Annotated in this window: 12 protein-coding genes; 1 reads left to right on the top strand and 11 read right to left on the bottom strand. The window is 68.0% G+C overall.

Going from position 1 to position 12742, the window contains the following annotated elements; genetic code table 11:
- Positions 1–140 precede the first annotated feature (140 nt).
- The 7 genes from rpoN to V6M63_RS07920 form a co-directional block, all read right to left on the bottom strand.
- Positions 141–1769 (bottom strand): RNA polymerase factor sigma-54, encoded by a 1629-nt coding sequence (gene rpoN, locus V6M63_RS07950; protein WP_332741050.1) that lies wholly within the window; start codon positions 1767–1769, stop codon positions 141–143.
- A gap of 133 nt (positions 1770–1902) precedes the next feature.
- On the bottom strand, positions 1903–2697 hold the full coding sequence (gene lptB, locus V6M63_RS07945; protein ID WP_332741049.1) for an LPS export ABC transporter ATP-binding protein: 795 nt from the start codon (positions 2695–2697) through the stop codon (positions 1903–1905).
- A 5-nt stretch (positions 2698–2702) separates the two neighbouring features.
- Positions 2703–3368 carry a lipopolysaccharide transport periplasmic protein LptA gene (gene lptA, locus V6M63_RS07940; protein ID WP_332741048.1) on the bottom strand — a complete coding sequence of 222 codons (666 nt, stop codon included), beginning with the start codon at positions 3366–3368 and terminating at the stop codon, positions 2703–2705.
- A gap of 158 nt (positions 3369–3526) precedes the next feature.
- Positions 3527–4180: a thiol:disulfide interchange protein DsbA/DsbL gene (locus tag V6M63_RS07935; RefSeq protein ID WP_332741047.1), complete on the bottom strand. Its 654-nt coding sequence runs from the start codon at positions 4178–4180 to the stop codon at positions 3527–3529.
- A gap of 75 nt (positions 4181–4255) precedes the next feature.
- Entirely contained in the window at positions 4256–4927 is a 672-nt protein-coding gene (locus V6M63_RS07930; RefSeq protein ID WP_332741046.1) for an SPOR domain-containing protein, read from the bottom strand.
- A 14-nt stretch (positions 4928–4941) separates the two neighbouring features.
- Positions 4942–6615 (bottom strand): arginine--tRNA ligase, encoded by a 1674-nt coding sequence (argS, locus tag V6M63_RS07925; protein ID WP_332741045.1) that lies wholly within the window; start codon positions 6613–6615, stop codon positions 4942–4944.
- Positions 6616–6627: 12 nt separating this feature from the next.
- The gene (locus V6M63_RS07920; protein ID WP_332741044.1) at positions 6628–7536 is read right to left on the bottom strand and encodes a LysR family transcriptional regulator; all 909 of its coding nucleotides are present in this window, start codon (positions 7534–7536) and stop codon (positions 6628–6630) included.
- A 114-nt stretch (positions 7537–7650) separates the two neighbouring features.
- Between V6M63_RS07920 and V6M63_RS07915 the strand changes: the two genes are divergently transcribed.
- Positions 7651–7863: a hypothetical protein gene (locus tag V6M63_RS07915; protein WP_332741043.1), complete on the top strand. Its 213-nt coding sequence runs from the start codon at positions 7651–7653 to the stop codon at positions 7861–7863.
- Between the two features lie 33 nt (positions 7864–7896).
- Here the strand turns inward: V6M63_RS07915 and V6M63_RS07910 are convergent, their stop codons facing one another.
- The 4 genes from V6M63_RS07910 to eat are packed head-to-tail and all read right to left on the bottom strand — an operon-like array spanning position 7897 to position 12429.
- A complete protein-coding gene (locus V6M63_RS07910; protein ID WP_332741042.1) occupies positions 7897–8817 on the bottom strand; it encodes an HTH-type transcriptional regulator ArgP in 921 nt (306 codons plus the stop codon).
- Between the two features lie 41 nt (positions 8818–8858).
- Positions 8859–9650 (bottom strand): ethanolamine ammonia-lyase subunit EutC, encoded by a 792-nt coding sequence (eutC, locus tag V6M63_RS07905; protein WP_332741041.1) that lies wholly within the window; start codon positions 9648–9650, stop codon positions 8859–8861.
- Complete coding sequence (locus V6M63_RS07900) at positions 9647–11041, bottom strand: ethanolamine ammonia-lyase subunit EutB (RefSeq protein WP_332741040.1); 1395 nt, start codon at positions 11039–11041, stop codon at positions 9647–9649. Before V6M63_RS07900 ends, eutC begins: the two co-directional genes overlap by 4 nt.
- Complete coding sequence (gene eat / locus V6M63_RS07895; protein ID WP_332741039.1) at positions 11038–12429, bottom strand: ethanolamine permease; 1392 nt, start codon at positions 12427–12429, stop codon at positions 11038–11040. The genes V6M63_RS07900 and eat overlap by 4 nt, the downstream gene beginning before the upstream one ends.
- Positions 12430–12742 lie beyond the last annotated feature (313 nt).

The raw sequence follows: 12742 nt of genomic DNA, 5'->3' as shown, positions 1-12742 counted from the left end.
TGTCCTCCACGCCGGCGGCGCAGGGCAGAAAAACTTGAAGTTGATTCATAGAAGGGCGTTTCGCCGCCGGGCCGCCCCAAGGCGAAACAGCCCCCTCGGGGGGCAGCGACCCGCGAAGCGGCGGAGCGTGGGGGCCATGTTCAAAGTGTTTTTCTGAGATTCGCGGGGGCGATGCGCAGCGCTTCGCGGTACTTCGCCACGGTGCGCCGCGCGCACTCGATGCCCTGCTCGCGCAACAGGTCGGAGAGCTGGTTGTCCGACAGCGGTTTGGCCGGCTCCTCGGCCGAGATGAACTGCTTGAGCAGCGCGCGCACCGCCGTGCTCGACGCATTGCCACCGGTTTCGGTGCCCAGCGACGAGCCGAAAAAGTACTTGAGTTCGTAGGTGCCGAAGGGCGTGGACATGTACTTGGCGGTGGTCACGCGGCTGATGGTGGACTCGTGCAGGCCGAGTTCGTCGGCGATCTCGCGCAGCACCAGCGGGCGCATGGCGAGTTCGCCGTGCATGAAGAAGTTGCGCTGACGTTCGACGATGGCGCTGGAGACGCGCAGGATGGTGTCGAAGCGCTGCTGGATGTTCTTGATGAACCAGCGCGCTTCCTGCAGGCGCTGCTGCATGGCCGCGTGTCCAGCCTCGCCGCCGTTGTCGCGCCCGCCGCGGTTCTGGCGCATGGCGCTGGCGTAGACGTCGTGCACGCGCAGGCGCGGCATCACCTCGGGATTGAGCAGCACCTTGAAGCCGCGGCCGGCGCGCGTCACCAGCACGTCGGGCACGACCACGTTGCGCTCCACGTCCACGAAGCGGCGGCCCGGCTTGGGCTCCAGCCGGGCAATGAGACCGAGTGCGGCGCGCACCGTTTCGTCGTCCAGGCCGCACAGATTGCACAGGCGCTTCACGTCGCGCTTGGCCACCAGCTCCATGGACTGCCCGCAGATGGCCAGGGCCGCGCGAGCCTCGGGCGTGTTGCGCATTTCCAGGATCTGCAGGCGCAGGCATTCGGCAAGGTTGCGCGCGCCCACCCCGGCGGGCTCCATGTGCTGCAGCAGTTGCAGCGCCATGGTCAGGCGCTGCTCCAGCGCTTCGCGCTCTTCCAGCCCTTCGTTGGGGTCGTCGGTCTCCATCGGACCCGACAGGGCCTGCCAGCCCGCGGCCAGTTCGGCCAGGGTGTCTTCGATGTAGCCGTCATCGCTGAGGGACTCGATCAGGAAGTACAGCGCGGCGCGGTCTTCGTCCGACAGGCGCAGGCAGCGGGCCTGGTCGTGCAGGTGGTCCTGCAGGCTGATGTGAGCGCGGGCCAGGTCGGCTGCACTGGCGGTGTCGTCGTCGCCTGATGCATTGTTGTTGCGCGCGGGTGCGTCACCGCCCCATTCGCTGTCATCCGGCGCCATTTCCACCGTGCCGTCGCCCTCCCAGCTTTCTTCCACTGGCGTGGCACCGTCGAGCTTGCCCTCGATCGCATCGCCTTCGCCGGTCTCGCTGCTGGCGCTGCTGCTCGATTCGGTGCTGGAGAGCATGGGGCCGGGCGCCTCGGGCAGCGCGGCCTCGGCGATCTGCTCGCCCGCGCTCACCGGTGCGTCGGTCTGCTCCAGACCAAAGGCTTCACGCTCGGCGAGGTCTTCGGAGCGTTCGAGGAACGGGTTCTCGTCGAGCATCTGCTCGACCTCCTGCGCCATCTCCAGCGTGGAGAGCTGCAGCAGGCGGATGGATTGCTGCAACTGGGGCGTGAGCGCCAGGTGCTGCGAGACGCGTAGCGACAGGCCTTGTTTCACAGGCCACCCCCCCGCCGCGCTGCGCGCGTCCCCCCCAGGGGGACGCACCCTGGGACCGGCGAAGCCGGATCCGCGGGTGCCCTGGATTGCGGCGCCTCACTCGGCCAACATTTCGTGAACAAAGTGCAGGCCATCACATGCGGAAATGTTCGCCGAGATAGACGCGGCGCACGTCCGCGTTCTCGACGATCTCGGCCGGGGTGCCGCTGGTGAGCACGTGGCCGTCGTTGATGATGTAGGCACGGTCGCAGATGCCCAGGGTCTCGCGCACGTTGTGGTCGGTGATGAGCACGCCGATGCCGCGCGACTTGAGGAAACCGATGATGCGCTGGATCTCGATCACGGCGATCGGGTCGATGCCGGCGAAGGGCTCGTCAAGCAGGATGAAACGCGGGTTGGTGGCCAGGGCGCGGGCGATCTCGACCCGGCGGCGCTCACCGCCCGAGAGGGCCGGCGCGGGCGAATCGCGCAGGTGGTCCACGTGCAGGTCCTTGAGCAACTCGTCGAGCCGGGCCTCGATGGCCGCCTTGCTCAGCGCCTTGCCGGCGTCATCCTCCTGCAGCTCCAGCACGGCGCGCACATTGTCGGCCACGTTGAGCTTGCGAAAGATCGAGGCTTCCTGTGGCAGGTAGCCCAGGCCCAGGCGCGCGCGGCGGTGGATGGGCAGGTCCTGGATGGCCTGGCCGTCAAGCAGTATCGCGCCGGCGTCCGAGCGCAGCAGGCCCACCAACATATAGAAAGACGTGGTTTTTCCCGCGCCGTTGGGGCCCAGGAGACCGACGACTTCACCCTTGAAGACCGCGAGCGACACGTCCTTGACCACCTTGCGGCTGCCGTAGGCCTTCTGCAGGCCCTGCGCCTCCAGCCGGCTGAGATCGGGGGCGGGCAACGGGCGCTTGCCCGGGCTCAAGGCCTGCGCCGAGGACATCGCCGTCACTGCTGGCCCTCGCCAAGCTGGTTGCTGGGTCGCAGGTTGGCGGGCGGCGCCGGCCTGGGGGCGGGGGTGTCGTCCTTGGGCACGGGCGTGAGCATGGCGCGCACGCGTCCGGTGGGGTTGTTGGCGGTGCGGTTGGCCACGCCACCGTCCACTGTGAAGACATCGGTGGTGTTGTTGTAGACGATCACGCTGCCGGTGGTTTCGTCGTTGAGCTGGGTGCCTTTGAAGCGCTTGAGAACCGCATCACCCACGAAACGCACGGTGTCGGCCTGGCTGTCGTACTCGATGCGAAGGGCCGTGCCTTCAATGAATTCGTCCACACCGTCGCGCTTCTGGCGGAAAAACCCCGGGCTGCCGTTGACGACGCCGAACTGGTTGCCCTGGGCATCCTGACGCACCTCGACCTTGGCGCCCCGGATGATGATCGTGCCCTTGGTGATGACCACGTTGCCCGTGAAGATGCTGGTCTGGCGCACGTCGTCGTAACGCAAGGCATCGGCCTCGGCATTGAGCGGCAGGTTGCGATCGGCCTTTTCGGCCTGCGCCGCACCGGTCAGGAGCAAACCCACCGCCAGGCAGGCGCCCAGCCAGAACGACCGGTGAAAGGAGAAGTGGGGCAAGGTGGAATGCATGGCGTTGTAGGGCACGAAACTTGCATTCATTGTAACGACCCGATGCAGGTTGAACGGGCCCGAGCGCTCCCTTTACCGACTCTTTTCTCACATGAATTCATGAATGTCGTGGAAGTCGGCCGCACGTCGACAGCACGCCCCAAAGAGAAAGCCCGCGCAAGCGGGCCTTCTCTTTGGCATGACGCGACTCAGGCCTTGCGCGCTGCTTCGGCGATCAATGCGTCGGCCACCACCAGGGTGCGGGAGCCCTGACCATTGACGTAGTAGCGACCGGCAACGCCCAAAGAGGGTGTGCCCTCGACCTGGTAGGCCTCCTGCAACTGGGTGGCCTTGGCGGCCAGCCCGACCGCCGCGCCGTTGTAGAACTCGTTGAAACGGGCCATGTCCACGCCACCCTGCTTGTCGATCCAGGCGGTGATGACGGGCTGGGTGGTGAGTTGCTGGCGGTCCACATGCATCGCCTGGAACACCTTGGCGTGCAGCCGGTCCACCAGCTTCATGGCTTCCAGCGTGAAATACAGGCGTTGCATGGGAACGAAAGCGGGGCTGAAGGCCACCGGCATGCGCCGCACGTTCACGTTGGCCGGCTTCTTCTTCATCCATTCGTCGAACGCGGGCTCGAAGTTGAAGCAATGGATGCAGCTGTAGGCGAAGAATTCGACCACCTCGACCTGGCTGGCCGGGCTCTCCACGGGCGCGGGGCGGCTCAGGCGAATGAAATCGGTGCCTTCCTTGGGCGCCACGCGCTGGGCCAGCGCAGGGGTGAGTGTCAGACCACCGGTGGCGGCCAGGGCGGTGGTGCCAGCGGCCAGCAGGGACCGGGAAAAATCACGACGTTGCATGGAATCAGACTCCTTGATGAGGCTTGCTTGGGGCAGCCGGTGCGCTGAAAGTTCCCGACCTGCCTGCGCGGCGGGTCAGCGCTGGACCCGCACCAGCGCGGCTTCGACGCCATTGGCGGCCAGTTGCTCCTGGGTGAGATCGGCCAGCGCCTTCTGGTTGAACGGGCCCACGCGCACGCGGTACACGGTTCGGCCGGATTGTTCGCGCTCGGTCACATCGGCGTTGATGCCCAACATGGCGAGCTTGGCACGCTGGGTTTCGGCGTCTTCCGGCGAGCGGAAGGCGCCCGCCTGCACGAAATAGGTGAACGGGTCCGCACCGGGTGCGGGCACGGCTGCGGGAGGTGTGCCCGCGGGGGCGGCGGCCGGTGGCGTGCCCAGCCTGGACTGGACCAGTTCACCCAGGGGATCGGCGGCCGGCTTGCCTGCGGCAGCGGGCACGGGAGGAAGGCCCTTGCCGTCGGCCGGTGGCACCACGATCGCACCTGCTGCCTCCGGTGCCGGCACCGCCGCCGGGGCGGTCTCGCCATTGAGCATCTTGTTGGGGTTCCAGCCCTTGTTGCGTTCGGTTTCCAGCGCGTCCTGGCCGGCGTTGCGCGACACATTGCGGTCAACAAACGGGATCGGCACGCGCGTGACGTAGACCGCCACCGCGAGCGCAATGCCCAGCCCCACCAGCAGACCCACCACGAGGCCGATCAAGGTGCCGCCGAGCGAACTCCGGGATTGCACAGGTTTCTTTTTCATCGCTTGTTTCGCCATCACATTTTCTGCGGGGCACTCACGCCCAGCACTGCCAAACCATTGTGCAACACCTGCGCCGTGGCCGCGACCAGGGCCAGGCGCGCCATCTTCACTGCCGGATCGTCCACCAGGATGCGCTCGGCGTCGTAATAGCTGTGGTAGCTCGCGGCCAGCTCGCGCAGGTAGAAGGTCACGTCGTGCGGCGCGAGGTCGCGCGCGGCCTCGCTGAGCATCTCGGGGTACTTGGCCAGCAGCAGCATCAGGGCCTGGGCGGGCGCGCTGTCGAGCGCGGACAGGTCGGCGTCTTTCAGCGTCGCCACGTCGCCACCCCAGCTGGCCAGGACCGAGCAGATGCGCGCATGGGCGTACTGCACGTAGTAGACCGGGTTGTCGTTGTTCTTCTGCACCGCCAGATCGACGTCGAAGGTGTATTCGGTGTCGGGCTTGCGGCTGAGCAGGAAGAAGCGCACCGCGTCCTTGCTGGTCCATTCGATCAGGTCGCGCAGGGTCACGTAGCTGCCGGCGCGCTTGCTGATCTTGACCTCTTCACCGCCGCGCACCACGCGCACCATGGTGTGCAGCACGTAGTCGGGGTAGCCCTGGGGAATGCCCACGTTGGCCGCCTGCAGGCCGGCGCGCACGCGGGCGATGGTGCCGTGGTGGTCGGTGCCCTGAATGTTGATGACCTTGGTGAAGCCGCGCTCCCACTTGCTGATGTGGTAGGCCACATCGGGCACGAAGTAGGTGAAGGATCCGTCGGACTTGCGCATCACGCGGTCCTTGTCGTCGCCATAGTCGGTGCTTTTGAGCCACAGCGCGCCGTCCTGCTCGTAGGTCTTGCCGGCGTCGATCAGCTTCTGCACCGTGGCTTCAACCCGCCCGCTGGTGTACAGGCTGGACTCCAGGTAGTAGTGGTCGAACTTCACCGCGAAGGCCTGCAGGTCCAGGTCCTGTTCGTGGCGCAGGTAGGCCACGGCAAACTGGCGCATGCCGTCGAGGTCGTTGATGTCGCCGCTGGCGGTGAACTCGCGGTCGTCGGCCTTCACGGTTTTCTTCGCCAGGAAGTCGGCCGCGATGTCGGCGATGTAGTCGCCGTTGTAGGCGGACTCGGGCCACTGCGGATCACCCGGCTTGAAGCCCTGCGCGCGCAGGTGGGTGGAGGTGCCCAGCGTGGCGATCTGCACACCCGCGTCGTTGTAATAGAACTCCCGGTGCACGCTCCAGCCCTGGGTCTGGAACAGGCTGCAGATCGCGTCTCCCAGCGCGGCCTGGCGGCCGTGGCCCACGTGCAGCGGGCCGGTCGGGTTGGCCGAGACGAACTCCACCATCAGGCGCTGACCGTTGGACTCATGGATGCCGAAGCGCGCGCCAGCGGCCAGCACCTCGCGCACGATCTGTTGTTTGGCCGCGGGTCTGAGGCGGATGTTGATGAAGCCGGGGCCGGCGATGTCGATGTCGGACACCCACTGCGCGTATTCCGGACGAGCCAGCAGCGCAGCGCGCAGGGTGTCGGCCAACTGGCGCGGATTGAGCTTGAGCGGCTTGGCCAGCTGCATGGCCGCGGTGCTGGCGAAATCGCCGTGCGCCGCCACCTTGGGCGACTCGAACGCGGCGCGCGCGCCCGCGCCGGACAAAAGTGTGTCGAGCTCGGCGGCGAGGCCGGCCAGCAGTTCCTGTTTGATCTTGAGCATAGGGGGGAGATTTTAGGCGGCGGCCCCCGACACCCATTGCGCCCAGTGATCGATGCAGGCGCGCAACTTGGGCAGGCGGTGACGCTCGGGCAGCATCACGGCGTAGATCGGGATGCTGCTGCGGTCGAACCAGGGGTCGAGTACGGTCACGAGTTCGCCGCGCGTGATGTGCGGCCTGGACAAGAGGTCGTTGACCCGCGCGATGCCCACGCCACGCAGGGCCAGCGAAAGCAGCACCGCCGAGTTGTCGCTGCGCGTGTGGCCTTTGGCCAGGTAGACCGCGCCCTTGGGACGGCCCGCGCGCGCGCTCCAGGGCCAGCGGTTGAGCCCCGGGCTGGCACTGCTGGTGATCAGGCGGTGCGCGGCGAGTTCATCCGGGTGCTGCGGCGTGCCGAAACGCGCGAGGTAGTCGGGCGAGGCGCACAGCCGCCGCCCGTGGTCGGCGATCTTGCGCGCCACCAGGTTGTCGCCGAGCGCCACGCCGGTGCGGATCGCGATGTCCACGCCGTCGCGCGCCATGTCGCTGATGCGGTCGTCGGCCAGTATCTCCAGTTGCAACTGCGGGTGCGCTTCATACAGCGCCGGCAGGCTGGGCACGATCAGCGTCTCGGCCAGTATCGGGCTCACGCTCAGGCGCACCCAGCCGCTGGGCCCGGCGCGCTTGTGTCGGAACGCCGCCGCCAACTCATCGCGCGTGTCCAGCATCCGCCGCGCATGCGCCGCGAAGGTGTCACCCTCGTCGGTCAGGCTCAGGCCATGGGTGCTGCGGTGCATCAGGCGCGCGCCGCAGCGCTCCTCGAGCCGCACCAGCGTGCGCGAGACCAGACTCACCGGCGCCTGGCGCTCGCGCGCCGCGGCCGAGAGCGAGCCCAGTTCGGCCACGCGCAGGAACAGGGCCACATCGTCCAGATCGAGTTTCATGGCCGCATTGTGCTGGTTTTGCAAGAATCGCAAAACCGTTGAGCGACTTGAGGCGTTTCCGACTCTTGGTCACATCAATACAGTGAACCAATCTTCCCACACCAGGAGACCGCCATGAGCCTGCCCAACCCCCACGACTACACGCGTGCCCGCCGTGTCGCCGAGCATCTGCGCAGCGAGGCCGTCGACGAGTTCTGGCGCGGCGCCGACGCCGTGCTGGACCGCGTCTGTCTCAACGCCCGCGCCCGTCTGGCGCGCAGCACGCAACGCCTGCAGGCGCGGCTGCGGCGCCACCGGGTCAGCGCAGCACCGGGCCAGGTCGCCTGAAACGCGGGAAGCACACCGGACTTCTCGATCCGGTCATTCGGGATGCGCCGGCGCCATCGGGCGCAGGTGCTCATGCGCCGCGGCCTTCACCGCGGCGGTGAGCCGCTGGGCCGACAGCGACTCGTGCGCCCAGTGCTGCCAGTAGAGCACCACGTCCACGGTCGCATCGGGCAGCACCTCCTGCAGGCCGGGGCGCTGTGCCAGGTGCTGCTCAGGCACCATGCCCCAGCCCAGGCCGAGCTCGATGGCCGTCTCGAACGCCTCCACCGCCGGCGCGAAATGGCGGGGGTAGTTGGGCTGACGCAGACCGAAGTGCTGCTCGAGAAAGGCGTCCTGCAGCGCGTCCTTGCGGTTGAAGATCACCGCCGGCTGCGCCAGCAGCTTGTGCACCGAGACGGCGCCGCGCGGCGTGTGGCAGCGTTGCACCACGGCGGGCGCGGCCACGCAGCGGTAGCGCATCACGCCCAGCGGCTCGGCCACGCAGCCCCGCATCGCCGTGGCCAGCGTGGTCACGCAGCCCATGACGTCGCCGCTTTTCAAGGCGTCGTGCGTGTGGTCCTGGTCGTCGATCAGGATCTCCAGCAGCAGGTGGTGGCGCTGCAGCAAGGCGGCCACGCCGGGCAAAAACCAGCTGGCCACCGAATCGGCGTTGATGGCCACGCCCAGGCTTTGCCAGCGCACGCCGCTTCGGGGCTTTGCACCGCCCTGCAGGCCGTCCAGCAAATCGGCCTCCATCAGGCGCACCTGTTTCACATGGCCCAGCAGCGCCTGGCCGGCCGGCGTGGCGCGCACCTGCTTGCCGCGCACCAGCAGGCGCTGGCCCAGCGTGTCTTCAAGCGACTTGATGCGCAGCGAAACCGCCGCCAGCGTGAGCGAAAGGGCCTTGGCGGCCGGGCCGAAACCGCCGTGTTCGATCACGGCGTTGAGGGCCTCCAGTTGGCGGGCGTCGAGCATGGCGCTTGAGAAAAACTCAACCCGAACGGGTTTGGTGAGTTTCAGTTTAAGCCCGGCACACTCTCCGCGGGGGTGGGCAGACCGGTCAGCGGCAGGCCGCTGTGGTCCTTGAGCCCGACACCGGTGAGCCCGAGGCGGCGGCTCTCGCCGAACAGCCAGGCCAGGCGGCGCGCGGCGGTGTCCAGGTCCTGCCCGGCGGGGCGCACGTTGGAAATGCAGTTGCGCTGCGCGTCGCTGCAGCCCACGCGCGGCGCGTGCGTGAGGTAGATGCCCACGCTGTCGGGCGAGCTCAGACCGGGGCGCTCGCCCACCACCATGGCCACCGCGGCGGCGCCCAGGCGCTCGCCCACCTCGTCGGCCACCGCCACCCGCGCCTGGCGCACCACCACCAGCGGCCCAAGCCGGATGGCGGGGTCGAGCGCGCGGCGGATCGCGCCCAGCAGCGCCGCGCCGTGTTGCTGGATGCCCAGAGCCGAGAGGCCGTCGCCCAGCACCAGCACCAGATCGGGGCCATCGGCACCGGTCGGCCCGAGCCGAGCCGCGCTCTCGGCGTCCAGCCGCCGCCCGAGGTCGGGCCGCAGCAGGTACTCGTGCCGGTCACGCGCCTGGCTGTGCAGCAGCAGCGGTGGCGACGGCCAGCCTTGCTGCTGCAGTTCCGCGCACAAGGCCTCGGTGTCCAGCGGCAGGTGGATGGCGTCGCGCGCCTGCGCGTGGGCGAGCGCGAAATCGAGTACCTCGCGCGTGGGCAGGCTCACGCCGGTGCGCCCGAGCGCGATGCGCGCCGGGGTGTGCTGGCGCAGGTGCGCCCAGAGGTCGCGGCTGGGTGTGGTCATGCGGGTCGGGGCAGGGTCCACAGCGAAGACGGCAGCGCTGGCTGGCGCGGCGCGGGCAGCAGCCGGCCTTGCCCGTCGCTCACACCCACGCGCTGCAGCCAGGCCTCGAACTCGGGCGCGCGCTTCAGGCCGAGCATCTCGCGCAGCACCAGCGCGTCGTGGAACGAGGTGCTCTGGTAGTTCAGCATGATGTCGTCGGCACCGGGCACGCCGATCAGGAAGTTCAGCCCCGCGGTGGCCAGCAGCACCATGAGGTTGTCCATGTCGTCGCTGTCGGCCTCGGCGTGGTTGGTGTAGCAGATGTCGCAACCCATGGGCAGGCCCAGCAGCTTGCCGCAGAAGTGGTCTTCGAGCCCGGCGCGGGTGATCTGCTTGCCGTCGTAGAGGTATTCGGGGCCGATGAAACCGACCACGGTGTTGATCAGCAGCGGCTTGTAGCGCCGCGCCACCGCGTAGGCGCGCGCCTCGCAGGTCTGCTGGTCCAGGCCATGGTGGGCATTGGCCGAGAGCGCGCTGCCCTGGCCGGTCTCGAAGTACATGAGGTTGTTCCCCACCGTGCCGCGCCCCAGCGCCTGCGCCATGGCGTGGGCCTCGTCGAGCAGCGCGAGGTCGATGCCGAACGAGCTGTTGGCGGCCTGCGTGCCGGCGATCGACTGGAACACCAGGTCCACCGGCGCGCCGTGCGCCATGGCCTGCATGGTGTTGGTGACGTGGGTGAGCACGCAGGTCTGGGTCGGGATCTCGCCGCGCGCCAGCACGTCGGCCAGGATGTGATTCAGGCGCACCAGGTCGGGCACGCTGTCGGACACCGGGTTGATGCCCACCACCGCGTCGCCGGCGCCGTGCATCAGGCCGTCGATCATGCTGGCCACGATGCCGGCGGGGTCGTCGGTCGGGTGGTTGGGCTGCAGGCGCACCGAGAGGTGACCGCGCAGGCCCTGCGTGTTGCGAAACCGCGTGACCACCTCGCAGCGTTTCGCCACCAGCATCAGGTCCTGGTTGCGCATGAGCTTGCTCACCGCGGCCACCATCTCGGGCGTGAGGCCCGGCGTGAGGCGGCGCAGCACCTCGGGCGTGGCCTGGGCCGAGAGCAGCCAGTCCCGAAAACCGCCCACCGTGAGCGAGGCGACCGGCTCGAAGGCGATGGCGTCGTGGCTGTCGAGGATGAGCCGGGTGACTTCGTCGTCTTCGTAGGGGATCAGCGCCTCGTTGAGGAAGCGGCTCAGCGGCACATCGGCCAGCACCCAGCGCGCGGCCACGCGCTCCTGCTCGGTGGCAGCGGCCACGCCGGCCAGGCAGTCACCCGAACGCAGCGGCGTGGCCTTGGCCATCACCTCGCGCAGGCTGCCGAACCGGTGACTGCGCCCTCCCAGCGTTGCGCTCAGGTTCATTCCACGGTGCCGAGCATGGCGTCCAGCGGCGCTGCGTCGCGCTGTCCGCTGGTGAGATAGAAGTACAGGTAGGCCAGCGCCATGAGCGCCAGGAAGAGCACGGTGATCATGGCGTTGAAGTACACCACCGCCGCCAGGCAGACCACGCCGCAGACCAGCGCGATGGCCGGGAACAGCGGGTAGAACGGCGCGCGGTAGGGGCGCTCGAGCAGCGGCTCGCTCATGCGCAGCTTGAACAGCGAGACCATGGACACGATGTACATCACCAGCGCGCCGAGCACGGCCATGGTGACGATGTTGGCGGTGAGCGGCAAGCCGCCGAAGGTGACCCACTGGTCGCTGAACACCGCGATCACGCCCACCACACCACCACCGATGAGTGCGCGCACAGGCGTCTTGAAACGCGGATGAACCACGGCAAAGTAAGCCGGCAGATAACCGGCACGGGCCAGCGCAAACATCTGGCGAGAGTAGCCCAGAATGATCCCGTGGAAGGAGGCGACCAACCCGAACAGACCGATCCAGATCAGCATGTGCAGCCAGCCGCTGGACTCGCCCACCACCATCTTCATGGCCTGCGGCAGCGGGTCGTTGATGTTGGAGAGCTTGCTCCAGTCACCCACGCCACCGGCCATGATCATGACCAGGAAAGCCAGCACCACCAGGGTGAGGATGCCGGTGATGTAGGCGATGGGGATGGTGCGGCGCGGCTCCTTGGCCTCTTCGGCGGCCATGGCCGCGCCTTCGATGGCGAGGAAGAACCAGATCGCGAACGGGATGGAGGCGAAGATGCCGGCCCAGGTGCCCATGGTGAATTCGCTCGAACCGGCCCAGCCGCTGGCGGTGAAGTTGGCCAGCGACCAGCCGGGCGCGACCACGCCCGCGAACACCAGCAGTTCGGCCACGGCGAGCAGGGTCACCACCAGCTCGAACATCGCGGCGATGCCCACGCCCAGCGCGTTGAGGGTGATGAAGACCACGTAGGCGCCCAGCGCCGCCACCTTCGGGTCGAGCGAGGGGAACTGCAGCCCCAGGTAGGCGCCGATGGCCAGCGAGATCGCCGGCGGCGCGAACACGAACTCCACCAGCGTGGCGAAGCCCGCGATGAAGCCGCCGGTGGGCCCGAAGGCGCGGCGCGCATAGGCGAACGGCCCGCCGGCATGGGGAATCGAGGTGGACAGCTCGGTGAAGCTGAAGATGAAGGTGGTGTACATCAGGGCCACGAACATCGTGGCCACCAGGAAGCCCAGCGTGCCCGCGCTGGCCCAGCCGTAGCTCCAGCCGAAGTACTCGCCCGAAATCACCAGGCCCACGGCGATGCCCCAGAGGGAAAATGCGCCCAGCACGGGCTTGAGTTCCCGCGATACCTGCTTGGGTGTTGTTGACATGTTGTTGCTCGCATCAAGGATGGATGACGCCCGAAACGGCTCGGGCAGCCCGGCTGCATCTTGTGCAATCCGCTGCGCTCGGTGGTATCCCGTTTGGGAAAGCGTCGGGGTCCGGATCGTCTTTTTTCCGATTCGGGATAGCGCGGGGCGGGTTTTCCTGCGGAACGCCCGGTGGCATGAAACTTGATACTCAGTCCCGGCTGGAACCACGTCCGAAGGAGCACGCCATGTTGGTGCAGTCCGACACCGCCGCCGCCTGCTTCCGCGTCAAACGCACGCAGGATGTGGACATCCACGCCCGCAATCTGGACGC

The organism is Hydrogenophaga sp., from assembly GCF_036675665.1.
GTDB lineage: Bacteria > Pseudomonadota > Gammaproteobacteria > Burkholderiales > Burkholderiaceae_C > Hydrogenophaga.
The sequence above is the reverse complement of the archived record's forward strand: the minus strand, read 5'-3'. Positions and strand labels throughout refer to the sequence as shown.

Excerpts from the sequence above, each read along its gene's own strand:
- lptA (WP_332741048.1), bottom strand. The coding sequence starts at position 3,368 with ATGAATGCAAGTTTCGTGCCCTACAACGCCATGCATTCCACCTTGCCC.
- V6M63_RS07915 (WP_332741043.1), top strand. The coding sequence starts at position 7,651 with ATGAGCCTGCCCAACCCCCACGACTACACGCGTGCCCGCCGTGTCGCC.
- eutC (WP_332741041.1), bottom strand. The coding sequence starts at position 9,650 with ATGACCACACCCAGCCGCGACCTCTGGGCGCACCTGCGCCAGCACACC.
- V6M63_RS07900 (WP_332741040.1), bottom strand. The coding sequence starts at position 11,041 with ATGAACCTGAGCGCAACGCTGGGAGGGCGCAGTCACCGGTTCGGCAGC.
- argS (WP_332741045.1), bottom strand. The coding sequence starts at position 6,615 with ATGCTCAAGATCAAACAGGAACTGCTGGCCGGCCTCGCCGCCGAGCTC.
- lptB (WP_332741049.1), bottom strand. The coding sequence starts at position 2,697 with ATGTCCTCGGCGCAGGCCTTGAGCCCGGGCAAGCGCCCGTTGCCCGCC.
- V6M63_RS07920 (WP_332741044.1), bottom strand. The coding sequence starts at position 7,536 with ATGAAACTCGATCTGGACGATGTGGCCCTGTTCCTGCGCGTGGCCGAA.
- V6M63_RS07910 (WP_332741042.1), bottom strand. The coding sequence starts at position 8,817 with ATGCTCGACGCCCGCCAACTGGAGGCCCTCAACGCCGTGATCGAACAC.
- V6M63_RS07930 (WP_332741046.1), bottom strand. The coding sequence starts at position 4,927 with ATGAAAAAGAAACCTGTGCAATCCCGGAGTTCGCTCGGCGGCACCTTG.
- eat (WP_332741039.1), bottom strand. The coding sequence starts at position 12,429 with ATGTCAACAACACCCAAGCAGGTATCGCGGGAACTCAAGCCCGTGCTG.
- V6M63_RS07935 (WP_332741047.1), bottom strand. The coding sequence starts at position 4,180 with ATGCAACGTCGTGATTTTTCCCGGTCCCTGCTGGCCGCTGGCACCACC.